The organism is Candidatus Methylospira mobilis, assembly GCF_009498235.1.
Lineage (GTDB): Bacteria > Pseudomonadota > Gammaproteobacteria > Methylococcales > Methylococcaceae > Methylospira > Methylospira mobilis.
The window spans coordinates 194,478-211,648 of the sequence record NZ_CP044205.1 but is presented as its reverse complement, the minus strand read 5'-3'; the positions used below and the strand labels follow the sequence as shown (position 1 = coordinate 211,648).

Genomic DNA, 17,171 nt, shown 5'->3' with positions numbered 1-17,171 from the left:
GTCAGGCGATACCTTCTGCGCCCACGGATGGGCGCGGAGAGCTTCCGGGAATGGACTTGCCGCCTGTCTCGACTGGCTTGCCTCAACCCGACCGCTTCGGTCATGATTCCAAAGCACTCATTGAATAGTTATCTTTAGTAAAAGATGCAGCCTGGGTTAGCCTGGAGCGTAGCGGAAGGCGGAATGTCGGGTTACGGCCTGCCCCGGGGCCCAACCCAAGCTAAAATTGCTGCCCTGAGCGTAGCCGATCAAAACCTAAGGCATGACGCCGGAGCAACGTCCTTGCCGATTGGTTACCGGCAATCCATGCACGCATGACGAACTGTATAAGTCAAGTAGTTGCGATGTATTTCTTTATCTTCAAACCACGGGTTGCGCGATAAAGCCGCTAATCCGGCCTAAGCTTTTTTGTGAATAAACCCGCTGGTGATAGGATAGCGGCGGTCGCGGCCGAATGCGCGCGGACTCACCTTGATTCCGGGCGGCGCCTGGCGGCGCTTGTATTCGTTGCGATCCACCATCGCCACCACGCGTTCGACATCGCGCCGTTCGAATCCGAGCGCTATGATGGCTTCGATGGATTGATCTTCTTCGATATACAGCGCAAGTATCGGGTCCAGCACCGCATAAGGCGGCAGCGAGTCCTCGTCCTTCTGATCCGGGGCCAGCTCCGCCGACGGCGGACGCTCGATCACGCGCAGCGGAATCACCGGTGCAAGCGTATTGCGGTATTCGGACAGCCGGTAAACCAGCAGCTTCGGAATATCCTTCAACGGCGCAAAACCGCCCGCCATGTCGCCGTACAGGGTGGCGTAGCCGACGCTCATTTCGCTTTTGTTGCCGGTGGTCAGCAGCATGCGTCCGGTTTTGTTCGAGATCGCCATCAGCAGCACGCCGCGCGCGCGCGCCTGCAGGTTTTCCTCGGTGGCATCCGCCGCGGCGCCGGCAAAAACCGGGGCCAGCATCTGCGTGAATGCGTCAACTGCCGGCATGATCGGAATCTGGTGATAGGCGACGCCAAGCGCTTCGGCCTCCAGGCGCGCATCGATGATGCTGATATCGGCGGTATAGCGCGACGGCATCAGCACCGCCATCACCCTGTCCGCGCCCAGCGCATCCACCGCCAGCGCCAGCGTCAGCGCGGAATCGATGCCGCCGGACAAGCCCAGCACCGCGCCCTCGAAGCCGTTTTTAGCCACATAATCGCGTATGCCCAGCACCAGCGCGCGGTAAACCAGCTCGGCCTCGGGCAATGCCGGAGCGCAAAAGCCCGGCAACAGCGCACGTCCGTCAAAATCGATCAAACCCAAATGTTCTTCGCATGCCGGCGCGCGAAAAACCACGGTTCCGTCGGCATTCATCGCAAACGACGCGCCGTCGAAAATCAATTCGTCCTGTCCGCCTACCAGATTGGCGTAGACCACCGGAACTTGCGCCGTCTCAACGCGCTGCGCCACCACATCCTCGCGCTCCCGGTCCTTGCCGATGCTGAACGGCGACGCGTTCAGATTCAGCACGATTTGCGCACCTGCGGCGGCGGCCTGTTCCACCACGCCGCCCACCCACACGTCTTCGCAGATGGTCAGACCCAGCGTAACGCCCTGCAATTCGAATACGGCCGCTTCGCTGCCGGCGGCAAAATAACGTTTCTCGTCGAAAACGCCATAGTTCGGCAACGCATGCTTGCGATAAACGCAGATACGTTCGCCCGCGCGTATCACCAGAGCGCTGTTATAAAGCTTGTCGCCGGCCGGCTCGGGAAAGCCCAGCACCACGGCGATGCCGCGGGTCTGTGCGGCCACCTGCTGCAAAGCCGCATCGATCTGATCGAGAAAATCGGGCCGGAGCAACAAATCCTCGGGCGGGTATCCGGTCAGACTGAGTTCGGGAAACACCACGACATCGGCCTGATGACGGTCGCGGGCTTCCTGCGCCCGGCGGATCAGCTTTTCGGCGTTGCCCGCTATCGCGCCGACCAGCAGGTTGACCTGGGCAATCGCGATGCGCAGCCTCATTTCGCTTCCTGCAGCCTTGCCGCCATCGCGCTGCCCATCTTCGCCGGAGTATCGACGATATGCACGCCGGCGGCCTGCAACGCGGCGAATTTGCCCTTGGCCGTGCCTTTGCCGCCGGTAACGATCGCGCCGGCATGACCCATGCGTTTTCCCGGCGGCGCGCTGCTTCCGGCGATATAGCCAACTACCGGTTTGCTGACATGCGCCTTGATATATTCGGCCGCCTCCTCCTCCGCCTGACCGCCGATTTCGCCGACCATGATGATGCCGCGCGTCTGCGGGTCGTCCTCGAAGCGGCTCAGCACATCGATAAAATCCAGTCCGTGTATCGGGTCGCCGCCGATGCCGACGCAGGTGCTTTGTCCCAGACCTGCCTGAGTGGTTTGATGCACGGCTTCGTAGGTCAGCGTGCCGGAGCGCGACACCACGCCGATGCAGCCCGGCTGATGGATAAAGCCGGGCATGATGCCGATCTTGCATTGTCCGGGCGTGATCACGCCCGGACAATTGGGACCGATCAGCACGCTGTCGTAAGACTTCAAAACCGCCTTCACGCGCAGCATCTGCAATATCGGTATGCCTTCGGTAATGCAAACGATGACCTTGACACCGGCATCGGCGGCCTCCACTATCGCGTCGGCAGCGAATGGCGGCGGCACGTAAATCATGCTGGCGGTCGCGGCGGTCGCGTCAACCGCGTCACGCACGGTGTTGAATACCGGCAAATCCAGATGCGTCTGCCCGCCGCGTCCCGGCGTTACGCCGCCTACCAGACACGTGCCGTAATCCAGGCATTGACGCGAATGGAAAGTGGCCTGTTTGCCGGTAAACCCTTGGCACAGCACGCGTGTACCGGCGTCTACAAGTATGCTCATGCCGCCACCTCCACCACTTTGCGCGCGGCTTCGTCCAAGCCTTCCGCCACCAGAATTTCCAGACCCGACGCCGCCAGCAATGTCCGGCCCTCCGGCGCATTGGTGCCTTCCAGCCGCACCACCACCGGCACGCGCACGCCCACTTCGCGCACCGCGGCGATAATGCCTTCCGCAATCAGATCGCAGCGCACGATACCGCCGAAAATATTGACCAGCACCGCGCGCACCGCTGCATCGGATAAAATCAGCTTGAACGCCTCGGCCACTTTTTCCTGGGTAGCGCCGCCGCCGACATCGAGAAAGTTGGCGGGTTCGCCGCCATAGAGCTTGATCAAATCCAGCGTCGCCATCGCCAGCCCTGCGCCGTTGACCATGCAGCCGATATTGCCGTCCAGGGTAATATAGCTGAGACCGTGCAGGCGCGCGGCATTCTCCCTGGCGTCTTCCTGCTGTTCGTCGCGCAGCGCGGCCAGATCGGGGTGAGCGAACAACGCGTTGTCGTCCAGATTGATCTTGGCGTCCAGCGCCAGCAATCTGCCGTCCACGGTCACAACGAGCGGATTGATTTCGACCTGGCTTGCATCTTTTTCGATCAACAGCCGGTAAACCCCGGACAGGATGCGTCCGAAACTTTCGATCTGCGCGCCGCTCAAACCGAGATCGTAACCCAGTTGCCGGCATTGCCAGCCTTGCACGCCCAGCACAGGGTTAATGCGTAGCGTGAGAATTTTTTCCGGCGCTTCTCGCGCAACTTCTTCGATATCCACGCCGCCCTCGGCGGACGCCATGAACAGCACGCTTTCGCTGCTGCGATCGACCAGACAGCCCAAATACAGTTCGCGCGCTATCGGATGCACGCTTTCAATCAGCACGGTGGAAACCGGCAGTCCCTGCGCGCCGGTCTGCGCCGTTGCCAGACGCGCGCCCAGCAATGCGGCGGCGAACGCTCCCGCCAGCTCAGTGTCGCTGACCAGTTTGACGCCGCCGGCCTTGCCGCGCCCGCCTGCATGGATCTGCGCTTTAATCACCCACTGCGCGCCGCCCAGGCTCCGCACGGAGGCAACGGCAGCTTCGGCGCTGTCGGCGGCCAGTCCGTCCGGGACCGGGATTTCATAGTTTGAAAACAGGCGTTTCGCCTGATACTCGTGTAGATTCATGGTCTATATCTTTTCCACGCTAGGCGCGGTATTTTTCGAGTTGTCTGAACTGTTCCAGCGCCGCTTTTACCTTGAGGGCATTGGCGTCGCCAAGTTCGGAATTCTTGTAGATTTTATCGAGCAAACCTTCCGCCACCAGCGCTTCCTTGATCCACTTTTTGGCAAAACGGTAATTGCCCGGTGCGGATACCGTTTCCCCGTCAACCGGGTTACGCAACAATACCGCTTTCTCCGCAGCCACGGTCGCCGCCGGGACCGGCTTCTTCGCCGCGACGGGAGATTCGACCGCCGCGCTTTGCTCGACAGGTTCCGGTTTCGCTGCCGGCGGCAACGCAACAGCGTCCGCTACGGTATTTTCAGCGTCCGGGCGCGTCGCAACGCGCGACAGGTGATACAACAAATAAGCAATAAAGGTGGCAACCAGCAGGCCTAAAACTCGGGTCATGACGTATTCTCCGTTTCGATATTATCGGCTGAAGAGGATGATACCAGACACGTTTAATCGATGTTTTGGAAAGTGTTGATTGGGATATTGAAAAACGCGGGCCGGTTCCGCAAATACCGAAACGATAGATGAAGCCGCCCGCATAGCATACCGGCTAAGTTTCAGGGTATGCAGAAAACAGCCGGTCTCGCCTGCCGACTGAACCTTTCGAATTTGTGCATAACATGAAGAAACGTGGAAAATCTTTACTGCATGCGCTATTGCAAACGCTTGTCTCCCAAGCCGCTGATATCCGTATTGAGCCTTAGCTGATTCGCAACACTGATGAACAGTGGTTCATCCCCATGGTGTGGGGAACACTCCAACAAAAAGTACCGCAACATCTTGCTGGACGGTTCATCCCCACTGGAGTGGGGAACGCGCGAGTATTTGACTGACGCCGCTGCTATCGCCCGGTTCATCCCCACTGGCGTGGGGAACGCGCCCGGAGGTGGTTAGAACTGCCATATTGGGCCGGTTCATCCCCACTGGCGTGGGGAACGCGGAATAGAGCACAGCATGACAGAGCTGCAAATCGCTTCATCCCCACTGGCGTGGGGAACGCATTCCGATTGTTGCCGATACAACAAAAGCAATTGGTTCATCCCCACTGGCGTGGGGAACGCAGAATATGCGGGTTGCGTCCGGCATGTTCTCCGGGTTCATCCCCACTGGCGTGGGGAACGCGCTGACCGCCGATATAGAGGGCGATAGTGCCGCGGTTCATCCCCACTGGCGTGGGGAACGCCCGTCATAGGGCGATTCTGGATCTGATGATAACGGTTCATCCCCACTGGCGTGGGGAACGCGGACGCTTGAGAGTCGAGAAACGCCTCTGCTGCGGTTCATCCCCACTGGCGTGGGGAACGCGCCGCTGGTAAGTTGCGCGACTCTCAAATATTCGGTTCATCCCCACTGGCGTGGGGAACGCTCACTTCCGGTAAGCCACTCGAACGCCACTGTCGGTTCATCCCCACTGGCGTGGGGAACGCGCGATCAGCGCCGCCGCTGAACCACCATCCAGCGGTTCATCCCCACTGGCGTGGGGAACGCACAACTAATCCAAGCAGCCCGCGTACCATTTGCGGTTCATCCCCACTGGCGTGGGGAACGCCGTGCAGCACTATTTTTTCGGCGTGTTTGTCGCGGTTCATCCCCACTGGCGTGGGGAACGCTGTATCGATTGCTGTTGTTTATCGTCATCATCCGGTTCATCCCCACTGGCGTGGGGAACGCCACAGTTGGCCAATTTTGCACGATTCCACGGGCGGTTCATCCCCACTGGCGTGGGGAACGCGTGCATACTTCCGTTAGCCGATGTTTCTACCTCGGTTCATCCCCACTGGCGTGGGGAACGCTCACCGGCCCCAGACCGCCGATGATTACCCGGCGGTTCATCCCCACTGGCATGGGGAACGCCTGATCCATGTAGGCGGCGATGATGGCGATGTCGGTTCATCCCCACTGGCGTGGGGAACGCATAAATAAAGCGCTGTTGCTACTGATTTGAAACGGTTCATCCCCACTGGCGTGGGGAACGCATCAACAGGCGCTTTGACAACTGCAGGTTCAGCGGTTCATCCCCACTGGCGTGGGGAACGCTGCAGCGTCGCACCCTTGGGCGGGAATGAAACCGGTTCATCCCCACTGGCGTGGGGAACGCTGCCCAACGGCGGCGCGGTCACCACCATCCGCCGGTTCATCCCCACTGGCGTGGGGAACGCGCAACCTCAACGGCCGACGCAGCGCCGAATTCTGGTTCATCCCCACTGGCGTGGGGAACGCCATCGCATTCTTCACGCGCATGGATGCGGAAGCGGTTCATCCCCACTGGCGTGGGGAACGCCATAGGCAGCAGCCATTCGCGCAGCCGATACCCGGTTCATCCCCACTGGCGTGGGGAACGCTTGATACTTCCGGTAGGGGCTATTTTCATAGCAGGTTCATCCCCACTGGCGTGGGGAACGCATATTTTTAAACTCTTGTATAATATGATTTTACGGTTCATCCCCACTGGCGTGGGGAACGCCGCTTATCTTTCTGTACGGTAGACCCTAACACCGGTTCATCCCCACTGGCGTGGGGAACGCTAAAGTTCTATTGTTTTCTCTTGCGGCAGTTGCGGTTCATCCCCACTGGCGTGGGGAACGCGCATAGCTGGACCACGAAAACGGGTAAGAACGCGGTTCATCCCCACTGGCGTGGGGAACGCGATAATCATGAGGTTTTTCATGCTGAACGGGCCGGTTCATCCCCACTGGCGTGGGGAACGCCCTGGCTTAGTCCTCACCGATACTCATCAAGTCGGTTCATCCCCACTGGCGTGGGGAACGCATCTGGAACAAGCGGTACAGCTTACAATCATACGGTTCATCCCCACTGGCGTGGGGAACGCCTTACCTTGACCCGTCTCAGGTTCCGGTTAGCCGGTTCATCCCCATTGGCGTGGGGAACGCTTCTGAACGGTCGCATAAAGTTTGTCGATGGTCGGTTCATCCCCACTGGCGTGGGGAACGCTTTACGTTGAGTTTCAGTAACCATGTTTTCTCCGGTTCATCCCCACTGGCGTGGGGAACGCTTGAGACAAAATATTTCTTACCGCATCTGTAGCGGTTCATCCCCACTGGCGTGGGGAACGCGAAGTAGAAGGACAGGGCGCTTGCTGCCCTGTCGGTTCATCCCCACTGGCGTGGGGAACGCTTTTGACATTGGGCATATGATTGTCTATACGTCGGTTCATCCCCACTGGCGTGGGGAACGCGCTGCACAACAGAGGAACGTAATGGCTGAACCCGGTTCATCCCCACTGGCGTGGGGAACGCTTGGCGGTGCAGTTCCGCAATCTGCTCGTCAACGGTTCATCCCCACTGGCGTGGGGAACGCGTTACCGCGAGTTCGAAACCCATATGCGCCGCTGGTTCATCCCCACTGGCGTGGGGAACGCGATATTCCAGAGATGCGCGAGATTTTTTCGGACGGTTCATCCCCACTGGCGTGGGGAACGCAGGAGCCGCAGTAGCAGCGATGGCGGACGCGTCGGTTCATCCCCACTGGCGTGGGGAACGCGCGTTGCACGCGATTGTGGACGAAACCATAACCGGTTCATCCCCACTGGCGTGGGGAACGCATCACCAAACCGGTGAACGCCGGGTGATCCGACGGTTCATCCCCACTGGCGTGGGGAACGCTACGAGCCATCGACGCTCTCCTTTTCCATGCTCGGTTCATCCCCACTGGCGTGGGGAACGCGCGCGTCCATCCCGTTTGAACATAGGGGGTTGCGGTTCATCCCCACTGGCGTGGGGAACGCGCGCGAACGCGATATGCCGAAACGGCGCTGCGCGGTTCATCCCCACTGGCGTGGGGAACGCGCGCGAACGCGATATGCCGAAACGGCGCTGCGCGGTTCATCCCCACTGGCGTGGGGAACGCGATTATTCAAGCGCCGCCGGGAAAAGATGATGCGGTTCATCCCCACTGGCGTGGGGAACGCTCCACCCATGGGAATATCGGGTAGCATGGTGGCGGTTCATCCCCACTGGCGTGGGGAACGCACCAATTGTCTGATTTGATCCTTGTTCTTACCCGGTTCATCCCCACTGGCGTGGGGAACGCTTCATCCGCGCAACCGTCGTCATGGGCGGATGCGGTTCATCCCCACTGGCGTGGGGAACGCGCTGACAAACCAGCGCGTGCAGCAAATCCAGTCGGTTCATCCCCACTGGCGTGGGGAACGCGATCTTCACGCCGCATGATCCTGCCTCCATGCCGGTTCATCCCCACTGGCGTGGGGAACGCGTTTTATTGATGCGCCCCGCATCAATAATGGCCGGTTCATCCCCACTGGCGTGGGGAACGCGGATCAATCGGGTGCCATGACGATTCATCCCAGCGGTTCATCCCCACTGGCGTGGGGAACGCCTGGACGATCCAGCGCGATGAAGAACGTGCGGCGGTTCATCCCCACTGGCGTGGGGAACGCCTGGGAAAACACGCCCACGGACTGGCGGACGCCGGTTCATCCCCACTGGCGTGGGGAACGCGTTAACCGACTCCGAACGGAGGGGTAGGATAACGGTTCATCCCCACTGGCGTGGGGAACGCGGGCGATCACTATTTAACGGGCGGTCATTATGGGGTTCATCCCCACTGGCGTGGGGAACGCCGGTCGATTCGTCCCGTTGCACCGTCAGTGTTCGGTTCATCCCCACTGGCGTGGGGAACGCGATTCGCGCATTAATGTGGATACTCGCGCAAGCGGTTCATCCCCACTGGCGTGGGGAACGCGGCCCGGAATTGCCCATGCGCCCGCCATAGACCGGTTCATCCCCACTGGCGTGGGGAACGCTCCAGCTGGTGTTGTCGCAATCCCATTCACAGCGGTTCATCCCCACTGGCGTGGGGAACGCATTCAGTTTAACAACAAAATCATAACCACACTCGGTTCATCCCCACTGGCGTGGGGAACGCTCCAGAGAATCCAACAGAAGAGGAAGCAATGGCGGTTCATCCCCACTGGCGTGGGGAACGCTTCATTTAGCCCGCGCCACAACTCTTTCAACTCGGTTCATCCCCACTGGCGTGGGGAACGCAGCGCCATAACTAGGTTTTAATCAAACGATGACGGTTCATCCCCACTGGCGTGGGGAACGCACAGGCTCATCTGTTGCTCCAGCAAGAGTCGCCGGTTCATCCCCACTGGCGTGGGGAACGCGACGGCTATACGATGCCGGTTGTGTGCTATTACGGTTCATCCCCACTGGCGTGGGGAACGCAGGTATCGCGGTCGTTGGTATAAATCGAGGTGCGGTTCATCCCCACTGGCGTGGGGAACGCTTGTTCGGTCATAGTTCACCCCGCGCCGTTTGCGGTTCATCCCCACTGGCGTGGGGAACGCTAACCTCTGCGTCTTCCGGCATGGCTGACAATCGGTTCATCCCCACTGGCGTGGGGAACGCGGCGTGGGGCCGTCGCAAGACGGGCCGGTTAGCGGTTCATCCCCACTGGCGTGGGGAACGCTGATAGGGTGCGTCATCCATGACCAATCCTCCCGGTTCATCCCCACTGGCGTGGGGAACGCGTTGGATCTGGATGCGGACAGAGCCGCTCGATCGGTTCATCCCCACTGGCGTGGGGAACGCCCGCCATCGGCATCGCCCACGCCCGGCATCGACGGTTCATCCCCACTGGCGTGGGGAACGCGGACAGCATTGATCTTGCCCAGGAACGGGAGGCGGTTCATCCCCACTGGCGTGGGGAACGCCGCCGCCATCAGCGCCTCCGCCGACAGCAATCCGGTTCATCCCCACTGGCGTGGGGAACGCAAGTTTTGATTGGACTGACGCTGCGTGGGAATCGGTTCATCCCCACTGGCGTGGGGAACGCCTGTATTAAATCGTGAGTTTTCATTGCGAATCCGGTTCATCCCCACTGGCGTGGGGAACGCTATATCTCGACCCGAATAAAACGCTTGAGGGGCGGTTCATCCCCACTGGCGTGGGGAACGCATCTGTTGATGCTGGGTTTATGTCGGATGCCACGGTTCATCCCCACTGGCGTGGGGAACGCCGCTCTTTCTCTGGTATTTCGCCAGCAATCAACGGTTCATCCCCACTGGCGTGGGGAACGCCTATGGGATGGACGCGAGAGCAGGCATCAGGTCGGTTCATCCCCACTGGCGTGGGGAACGCTTGATATTGAATGGTGGGCGACACGCGCATTTCGGTTCATCCCCACTGGCGTGGGGAACGCTTTTTCTATGGTCTCCTGCGGCTTTCCATGTGCGGTTCATCCCCACTGGCGTGGGGAACGCTCAAGCGTATTTTGAAACCATTCAATGGCATTCGGTTCATCCCCACTGGCGTGGGGAACGCTTTCGGGAGGCTATCATTATGATAGCCTCAACCGGTTCATCCCCACTGGCGTGGGGAACGCACATTAGATGATCTCACATGTAGAATTGATGACGGTTCATCCCCACTGGCGTGGGGAACGCTTCTGATGTGAATATCACCAGAAGTGTATGTTCGGTTCATCCCCACTGGCGTGGGGAACGCTGTGGATTAGTTCTATTAACCTCATACCCATACGGTTCATCCCCACTGGCGTGGGGAACGCCGGCATTCTATTCGTTTTCACCGGCTGCCAGCCGGTTCATCCCCACTGGCGTGGGGAACGCGAGAACGATAAGCTGCGGCATCCTCCTGGTTCTGGTTCATCCCCACTGGCGTGGGGAACGCCGTCATACGCCGCGCCGGCTTCGGGCCGACGACGGTTCATCCCCACTGGCGTGGGGAACGCTGAATTCGTTTCTCGTCTCTGGGATAAAGCCCCGGTTCATCCCCACTGGCGTGGGGAACGCGATGGCGCTGGCGAGCGGATACATCGACATGCCGGTTCATCCCCACTGGCGTGGGGAACGCTAGATTTGCCTTTTCCATTGAGTGTGGGATAACGGTTCATCCCCACTGGCGTGGGGAACGCCCTGCCGCGATAATCGCGTGTACCACGTCGGCCGGTTCATCCCCACTGGCGTGGGGAACGCGACTGTCGCCTTTTCCATTGAGTGTGGGATAACGGTTCATCCCCACTGGCGTGGGGAACGCTCCCGGCAGGTTTCACGAAAGATGGCGACACGCGGTTCATCCCCACTGGCGTGGGGAACGCTTTGGGGTAACAGCAACAAACGCCACACTAGCCGGTTCATCCCCACTGGCGTGGGGAACGCACTAATTGTAAACTATTGGCACAACTAAAAATTTTACGCTTTCAGATTTTACCGAATAAAACCCCATATTTCGCAAAAACAATAGCGCCATCAATCAATAACTTGCATTTTTTTAAAGAGCCGTTTATGCATTTTACCAAACGGTTTTTATTCATTTATCAGGTTTTAGGATTATCGGCCGGTTCGGGCGGATGGAACGATACCAATTTGATGCCGTCAAGCTCAACCGGCATGCGCCGGTTTTTACCCAGCGTGGCGAAATCGAAGCCTGACTCGGTGTTGGTGCTCCAGGTCATAACGGCGTTCCCATCTTCCAATCCTCCGGCAACTTGCGACCAAATCATTTCCCGCACTTTTTTCGACAAGTCGCCCACGTAAACACCGGCGCGGATTTCTATCAGCCAAACCGCAAGACGCCCGCGCAAACGCGGCGGCGCGTTTTCAACTACGATGACCAGCATCGCCCAGGCTCTCGGGGTTCGGAATGGCGGGCTCCACGGCGTCTTCCGGCGCTTGCGGCGGTTCGATTTCGCCTGCGGCCAGTATTTCCTCTATGCCGGGGATGATCTTTTTCAGCAAATGCGTCTCGCGGAATACGTCGCGACAGGCTAGACGCACCGCCCGCTCAGGGTTTTCCGGCTCGGCGGCAGCAATTTTGAAGGCAACCGGCACCACGGTGTCGAATTTATAAACATCGGCGATATCGTAAACGAAGGACAGCGGTTTGCCGGTATGAATAAAGCCCACCGCAGGTGCATAGCCCGCCGCCAAAACCGCCGCTTCGGTGATGCCGTATAAGCAGGACGTTGCCGAACTCAAACAGCGGTTCGGCAAATCGCCTGCGTCCCATTCCTGCACGTCGTAATTGCGATGTTTCCATTTCACACCGTAGCGTTTCGCCAGCAGCTCGTAGGTTTTGCGCACGCGCGCGCCTTCGATGCCGCGCAACTGCTCGACGCTACGGTGTTGCGGCGGCTCTTCGCCGAAGCGCAACGCGTACATTTTCCGCACGACTTTCAGGCGCAGGCCGTCATCCAGCGCCAGTTTGGCCTGATACAGCAGCCGGTCCGAGCGCGCTCCGCCGGGCTGTCCCGACGCATACAAGCGCACGCCCGCTTCGCCGACCCAGACCAGCAAGGTGCCGACGCGCGCCGCCAAAGCCGCCGCCTTATGCGAAACCCGCGTACCCGGCTCCAGCATCAGACAGGCGACGCTGCCCACCGGGATATGCGTGCGCACGCCGGTTTTGTCGATCACCACGAACGCGCCGTCCAGCACGTCGATTTCGCCGTATTCGATAAACAGCAGGGAGACGCGCTCTTTCATCGGGATGGGTTTCAGTGGCGGGAGCATTGCAATGGCCTTGGTAATCGATCAGTCGGCATCATATAGATAAGCCTACATCCTCTTGCATGGAAAGTATAGATTGTAGTAACGTAGCAACATTATTCACAAATACGAAGCGTGGTCATGACCATTACAACGCTATCAAGCCGCGAGTTTAATCAGGATACCGGCAGAGCCAAGAAAGCCGCACTGGTCGGCCCGGTATTTATCACTGATCGAGGTCAACCGGCGCATGTGCTGCTGACCTTTGACGAGTACAGGAAAATCACTGGCGGACGCACGAAGATTGCCGACCTGCTGGCACTGCCCGGCAGCGAAGACATTGAGCTTGAGATAGCGCCATTACGCGATCCCGCACAGGCGGCCGATCTCTCCTGATGTACGTGCTCGATACCAATGTCGTATCCGAACTGAGGAAAGTCCGGATGGGAAAAGCGGATGTTCACGTCGCCAATTGGGCCGACAGTGTAGATGCCAACGATTTGTATCTTTCCGCAATGAGCATTCAGGAGCTGGAGATTGGCATATTGCTGGCTGAGCGCCGCGACCCGTCGCAGGGAACGGTATTCAGGGCATGGCTGGATCACCATGTTTTGCCCGCCTTCGCCGGTCGCATACTGACTGTCGATAGCGCTGTCGCCCAACGTAGCGCCCGGCTCCATGTGCCTGACCCGCGCCCGCTTCGCGACGGGTTGATAGCCGCGACGGCGCTGGTACACGGCATGGTCGTGGTAACGCGTAACGTGGCGGATTTTGAGCCTACCGGCGTTCCGACGCTCAACCCTTGGGTCGGTGTTTGAGAACAGGAGTATTTCCCCGGAATGGGCGTTGAAGGCGGAAGCATGGCAATCAGGCTGCAATATCGGTAAATTCCGCTACTTTCACGGCCTGATGAGACAAACGCGCACTTTCGACAACCGTTTCCAACTGTTCGGCAGTCGCATCCTCAATCCATGCCTCCCCGCATAATGAACAAACCTGCGCGGGTACATGCCTTACTACCACGACGCCAAAACCGAGATCGACGGTAAACGAAGTAGTACCGGCTGCCTTTTTTCCTCCGCACAGCGGGCAGTCCAAATCCATCATTTCCGGCTCGCCCCGCTGGCGATAGCGCTATCCATTTCTTCCAGACTGAGCGATTTGTCCGGCGGCGGCGTCATGCCTTTCAGGCGAGTGATGGGCATTGTTACTGGTACCAAATGCACACAGCCGGCCTGGTCAATCACAAAATCGACCCGGTCTCCCGACTGAAGATGCAGCTGTCCCGCAACGGTTTGGGCAGGGTGTTGGCCTTTACTGGTGAGGATTGCCTGCATGAGATGGCTCCTGTTCAAGGTATCTGTCAATCGTATTAATCATGCGCGTCGAACCAGCATCAGTCCACAGCCAAAGGCTTTGGCGTGACCTAATCCGTTACATAGCGCCAGATGGAATAATTCAGAATCAGTCACAATCAGCTCGCCTGAAAAATCCACGGTACTAAAACGAATATTATGATCGCGCTTGCCTGCCTTGCTTTGTTCATAGGCATCCACTTGCAGTTTGCGTTGCGGTTCTTCTTCATCCGTTAGCGCGATTTCAAAGCCACTTCTTTTCGCTACCGCGTCGAGCCATTCGCCGCAATGCTTTTGTACCAACTCATATAGCAACGGCTTGTTGATCTCGTCCTCCCAGTCCGACCATCTCGCTTCTTTGCTGCATCCATGTTCTGCCAGCAACTGTTTTTTGGCTTGCATCACCACGTCATGACGGATTACCTTGCGCTTGATCTTACCGGCATGCTTTCCTGAATTCCGCTTCTTCGGCTGGCCCTCCTCGTCCAGAACCGGGTCGCCTGGGCGTTCAACAACCGGATTAGCGCGGAGCTGAAAAGACAAGCGTTGCCCTTCCTGCAATTGCGGATCGTAGACGCGGCTTTGTACCTGCCACGCTTCGCTAAATGCGGTGGGTGGACGTTGCGACACCACATAAAAACGCGGCATCTGGTCAAGCTCATGACGGCGAAAAATAAAATCGCGCTTCTTGTCTGCGCTGCCCGGAAAAAACTTCCATATCCATTGATGCACGGCATATTGATGCACGGCAGATTGCGCCAATTCATGCGCGGCTTGTCGCAACAAGCGTTCTTCTGGGGTTATAACACTAAAATACATGACGTTTATCCCTTCATCAGCAAAGCGATATGTTCGTTACGGTCTGCAAACTGCCAGCCTTGGCGCGTAATCACCTGGTCTTTACGGGTGATGCTAAAATTGCGCTGCACACCGATGACCGATAAGTCATCCGTTCCGAAATCATCGCTCCAGGCAATTTTCTGTACTGCCAAATGGTTTGGTTCAATATATTTCGGTAATTGCTGTCGCCACAAGTCAGCCAATTGTTGCAGGTACTCCGTAAATGCCGCGTTGATGGTCAGTGCGCTTAACACGCGCGGATAAACCGGCGCTGCAACCGGGCATGACTTGCGCCCCAGATACAGCACAAATTTGGGTTTCTTTAACGCCTCGGCTAACTGCGTTAATGAATAAGGCGCGTTTGCCACCGTTTGCACCGCCACCAATGCGGCGGCGTCCTGCCGATAATCTCGGCTCGACAAAATGGTGTTGAGATCTGTTTTAGGTAATGACAGTTCGTCTCGCCGCGTCGAGTGCGGTCGCTTTTTTAGATCGGAACGTCCGGGAACCTGTGCAGTATGGTAATCGCGCAACAACCGCCCCTGACTCAGTACCCCCACAGCTAGGCGATAGCCGGTACGCAATGAGGTTTGTGCCGCATCGTCGTCGCGCACTATGCCCAATGCGGCACCTAACAAGCCTTGTATCGCGGACTGGCTCGGATATTCTGCACTAGGGCGATATTCACCCACGGCCACGTCGCCCCACGAGGACAAGGGCGCTTGCAGTTGAAAAACCAGGGTTTCCATAGCGATTATTCCGCGATGAATTTGGCTATATCGCTCAGGCTTCCTTCGCCTGTTTCCACATTAAAGTATACGGCGGTATCGGCGCAATCGCCATAAACGGCATTGAAGTTGTCGCGCCGTTTTGTTAATTCTTTAATAGCGCGCGTCATCGTATCTTCGCCTTTTTCCGGATTGGGTTTTACCGGCTTGAGAAAAGCCTGCGCCAGACTGCGCGGCTGCTGATCGCCTTTTTCCGCCAACACAAAACCGGCATAGGCACGCGAAGCAAAACTGTTTTGCTTACCTGTGGGCGATACCTTGGCGACTGCCTGCACGAAGGCAGTCAAGGCTTTTTGGGTTAACTCTGCGTCGTCCCCCAGGTTTTTCTGTAACAGTTCACGGTCAATGCAGATATACAAATAAAACACGCCGGCGCCAAAACCCAGCTCGCCAATATGCGCTGCTCCCTTGTCCTCTTCGCCGCTATTGAGATCATCAACGGCAATAAAATAGTCATCTTCGACGGCGGCTTTATGTACGGTAATGGCATGCGCTACCTGTATGGCGGCTTCGGTATTAAAGGCCGGTGATGAAGCCAGCATACGGCCAAACATCGCAATATCCGCAGCGGTGTGCTGCTTGCGCAGCAGTTTCAAATCATCCTCGGTTGGCTCTGTCGCTGTCTCCACCAATCGGGTAACCAGATCGTCAATCGCTTTTTCTTCTTCAGGGCTGAAATGCACCAGTTGTTCAACGTGCAGGTCTTCGTTGTTTTCGGTCTTTTTATCGGACTTCAATTTGCCAAACCGGCCGGCAATCAGTTTCGCCCATTCACGCGCATTTTTCTCGCTGACGCCTTGTTTGATCAGGGATTGATAAACGCTGACACCCTTCTCTTTGGTGCGTGTGCCAATATGTCCTTTCAGCACGGATTCAAAAATATCGGAAGTACGCCAAGCCCGTTTCAGACTTTGCGAAGAAATGCGTAAACGGGTGCAGTCGCCAATCACCGCAGTTTTGGGGCGACCGGTATCATCGCGGTTCAGGTTTGATGGCGGGTAGCTGGTCAGAATATGTAATTGCACAAAACGGGACATGTTTTTCTCCTTGGGCATTATTTCGTAAAGGGCATGATTGTGAAATCAGGCGGACTGTTTAACAGGCCAACGATAGCTGTAGGCCCAGTCCTTTTTGATCTTGTCTCCCCAAAAATAGACGTCGTTAGCCAGCAGATAAATATTCGCTTTTTTGTCTATCAGCGGTAGCACACGGCGCAAACTATCAAACAACTCATCGGTGGTTTCAACTTTGAGCAGATCGCGGAAACGCAGTTCCGATACCAGAGGCCTGTCACCCGCCAGTTCAGACATTTTAATCGGCAGGCGTTGCGTGTCTTCGGTTTTAACATGCGCCAATAATCCGGCAATGGCCGCCAGCTTGTCCCTCTGCCGTTCACTGGCATTTTCAGGCCAGCCACAAGCCACCATATAACGATAAAAATGCTGGTAAGCGTCGCTTAACGTCACGGCATCCAGCGTCGCGCATCGACGCAACACCGCACGGCTGGCACGATCTTCGTCCAAACCTTGCCACCAATTAAATAACGGTTTGGCAAAAATAACTTCGATCGGCGTTGATTTTTTATCTTCCATTATTTTTCC

Annotated in this window: 14 protein-coding genes and 1 CRISPR repeat array; of the genes, 2 read left to right on the top strand and 12 right to left on the bottom strand. The window is 57.6% G+C overall.

Features of this window, described 5'->3' with window-relative positions:
* Positions 1-398: 398 nt before the first annotated feature.
* The 6 genes from F6R98_RS00855 to cas1e all read right to left on the bottom strand — a co-directional run bounded on the left by F6R98_RS00855 (position 399) and on the right by cas1e (position 12,611).
* The gene (locus F6R98_RS00855) at positions 399-2,015 is read right to left on the bottom strand and encodes an NAD+ synthase (protein ID WP_153247325.1); all 1,617 of its coding nucleotides are present in this window, start codon (positions 2,013-2,015) and stop codon (positions 399-401) included.
* Positions 2,012-2,890 (bottom strand): succinate--CoA ligase subunit alpha, encoded by an 879-nt coding sequence (gene sucD / locus F6R98_RS00850; RefSeq protein WP_153247324.1) that lies wholly within the window; start codon positions 2,888-2,890, stop codon positions 2,012-2,014. Before sucD ends, F6R98_RS00855 begins: the two co-directional genes overlap by 4 nt.
* Positions 2,887-4,047 carry an ADP-forming succinate--CoA ligase subunit beta gene (sucC, locus tag F6R98_RS00845; RefSeq protein WP_153247323.1) on the bottom strand — a complete coding sequence of 387 codons (1,161 nt, stop codon included), beginning with the start codon at positions 4,045-4,047 and terminating at the stop codon, positions 2,887-2,889. Before sucC ends, sucD begins: the two co-directional genes overlap by 4 nt.
* A 19-nt stretch (positions 4,048-4,066) precedes the next feature.
* A complete protein-coding gene (locus F6R98_RS00840) occupies positions 4,067-4,492 on the bottom strand; it encodes a hypothetical protein (protein ID WP_153247322.1) in 426 nt (141 codons plus the stop codon).
* Between the two features lie 392 nt (positions 4,493-4,884).
* Positions 4,885-11,258: direct repeats of the CRISPR family, unit length 29 nt; unit sequence CGGTTCATCCCCACTGGCGTGGGGAACGC.
* Between the two features lie 158 nt (positions 11,259-11,416).
* The gene (cas2e, locus tag F6R98_RS00835; RefSeq protein WP_153247321.1) at positions 11,417-11,719 is read right to left on the bottom strand and encodes a type I-E CRISPR-associated endoribonuclease Cas2e; all 303 of its coding nucleotides are present in this window, start codon (positions 11,717-11,719) and stop codon (positions 11,417-11,419) included.
* The gene (gene cas1e / locus F6R98_RS00830; RefSeq protein WP_153247320.1) at positions 11,700-12,611 is read right to left on the bottom strand and encodes a type I-E CRISPR-associated endonuclease Cas1e; all 912 of its coding nucleotides are present in this window, start codon (positions 12,609-12,611) and stop codon (positions 11,700-11,702) included. The genes cas2e and cas1e overlap by 20 nt, the downstream gene beginning before the upstream one ends.
* 117 nt (positions 12,612-12,728) lie before the next feature.
* On the opposite strand from cas1e, the gene F6R98_RS00825 reads away from it, so the two are divergent.
* The gene (locus F6R98_RS00825) at positions 12,729-12,983 is read left to right on the top strand and encodes a type II toxin-antitoxin system Phd/YefM family antitoxin (RefSeq protein WP_153247319.1); all 255 of its coding nucleotides are present in this window, start codon (positions 12,729-12,731) and stop codon (positions 12,981-12,983) included.
* Complete coding sequence (locus F6R98_RS00820) at positions 12,983-13,405, top strand: type II toxin-antitoxin system VapC family toxin (RefSeq protein ID WP_153247318.1); 423 nt, start codon at positions 12,983-12,985, stop codon at positions 13,403-13,405. The genes F6R98_RS00825 and F6R98_RS00820 overlap by 1 nt, the downstream gene beginning before the upstream one ends.
* A 49-nt stretch (positions 13,406-13,454) precedes the next feature.
* Here the strand turns inward: F6R98_RS00820 and F6R98_RS00815 are convergent, their stop codons facing one another.
* From F6R98_RS00815 to casB, 6 genes are read right to left on the bottom strand one after another with little or no spacing between them, the layout of a single operon-like run.
* Positions 13,455-13,694, bottom strand: coding sequence for a type II toxin-antitoxin system MqsA family antitoxin (locus tag F6R98_RS00815; RefSeq protein WP_153247317.1), 240 nt, complete (start codon positions 13,692-13,694; stop codon positions 13,455-13,457).
* Complete coding sequence (locus F6R98_RS00810) at positions 13,691-13,924, bottom strand: AbrB family transcriptional regulator (RefSeq protein ID WP_153247316.1); 234 nt, start codon at positions 13,922-13,924, stop codon at positions 13,691-13,693. Before F6R98_RS00810 ends, F6R98_RS00815 begins: the two co-directional genes overlap by 4 nt.
* A 39-nt stretch (positions 13,925-13,963) precedes the next feature.
* Positions 13,964-14,761, bottom strand: a complete 798-nt coding sequence (gene cas6e / locus F6R98_RS00805) for a type I-E CRISPR-associated protein Cas6/Cse3/CasE (protein ID WP_153247315.1) — start codon at positions 14,759-14,761, stop codon at positions 13,964-13,966.
* 5 nt (positions 14,762-14,766) lie between these two features.
* Positions 14,767-15,531, bottom strand: coding sequence for a type I-E CRISPR-associated protein Cas5/CasD (gene cas5e / locus F6R98_RS00800; protein WP_153247314.1), 765 nt, complete (start codon positions 15,529-15,531; stop codon positions 14,767-14,769).
* 5 nt (positions 15,532-15,536) lie between these two features.
* Positions 15,537-16,607, bottom strand: coding sequence for a type I-E CRISPR-associated protein Cas7/Cse4/CasC (gene cas7e / locus F6R98_RS00795; RefSeq protein WP_153247313.1), 1,071 nt, complete (start codon positions 16,605-16,607; stop codon positions 15,537-15,539).
* Positions 16,608-16,652: 45 nt separating this feature from the next.
* The gene (gene casB, locus F6R98_RS00790; protein ID WP_153247312.1) at positions 16,653-17,162 is read right to left on the bottom strand and encodes a type I-E CRISPR-associated protein Cse2/CasB; all 510 of its coding nucleotides are present in this window, start codon (positions 17,160-17,162) and stop codon (positions 16,653-16,655) included.
* Positions 17,163-17,171 lie beyond the last annotated feature (9 nt).

Excerpts from the sequence above, each read along its gene's own strand:
- cas1e (WP_153247320.1), bottom strand. The coding sequence starts at position 12,611 with ATGCTCCCGCCACTGAAACCCATCCCGATGAAAGAGCGCGTCTCCCTG.
- sucC (WP_153247323.1), bottom strand. The coding sequence starts at position 4,047 with ATGAATCTACACGAGTATCAGGCGAAACGCCTGTTTTCAAACTATGAA.
- F6R98_RS00855 (WP_153247325.1), bottom strand. The coding sequence starts at position 2,015 with ATGAGGCTGCGCATCGCGATTGCCCAGGTCAACCTGCTGGTCGGCGCG.
- cas7e (WP_153247313.1), bottom strand. The coding sequence starts at position 16,607 with ATGTCCCGTTTTGTGCAATTACATATTCTGACCAGCTACCCGCCATCA.
- cas6e (WP_153247315.1), bottom strand. The coding sequence starts at position 14,761 with ATGTATTTTAGTGTTATAACCCCAGAAGAACGCTTGTTGCGACAAGCC.
- cas5e (WP_153247314.1), bottom strand. The coding sequence starts at position 15,531 with ATGGAAACCCTGGTTTTTCAACTGCAAGCGCCCTTGTCCTCGTGGGGC.
- cas2e (WP_153247321.1), bottom strand. The coding sequence starts at position 11,719 with ATGCTGGTCATCGTAGTTGAAAACGCGCCGCCGCGTTTGCGCGGGCGT.
- casB (WP_153247312.1), bottom strand. The coding sequence starts at position 17,162 with ATGGAAGATAAAAAATCAACGCCGATCGAAGTTATTTTTGCCAAACCG.
- F6R98_RS00840 (WP_153247322.1), bottom strand. The coding sequence starts at position 4,492 with ATGACCCGAGTTTTAGGCCTGCTGGTTGCCACCTTTATTGCTTATTTG.
- F6R98_RS00815 (WP_153247317.1), bottom strand. The coding sequence starts at position 13,694 with ATGATGGATTTGGACTGCCCGCTGTGCGGAGGAAAAAAGGCAGCCGGT.
- F6R98_RS00820 (WP_153247318.1), top strand. The coding sequence starts at position 12,983 with ATGTACGTGCTCGATACCAATGTCGTATCCGAACTGAGGAAAGTCCGG.
- sucD (WP_153247324.1), bottom strand. The coding sequence starts at position 2,890 with ATGAGCATACTTGTAGACGCCGGTACACGCGTGCTGTGCCAAGGGTTT.
- F6R98_RS00810 (WP_153247316.1), bottom strand. The coding sequence starts at position 13,924 with ATGCAGGCAATCCTCACCAGTAAAGGCCAACACCCTGCCCAAACCGTT.
- F6R98_RS00825 (WP_153247319.1), top strand. The coding sequence starts at position 12,729 with ATGACCATTACAACGCTATCAAGCCGCGAGTTTAATCAGGATACCGGC.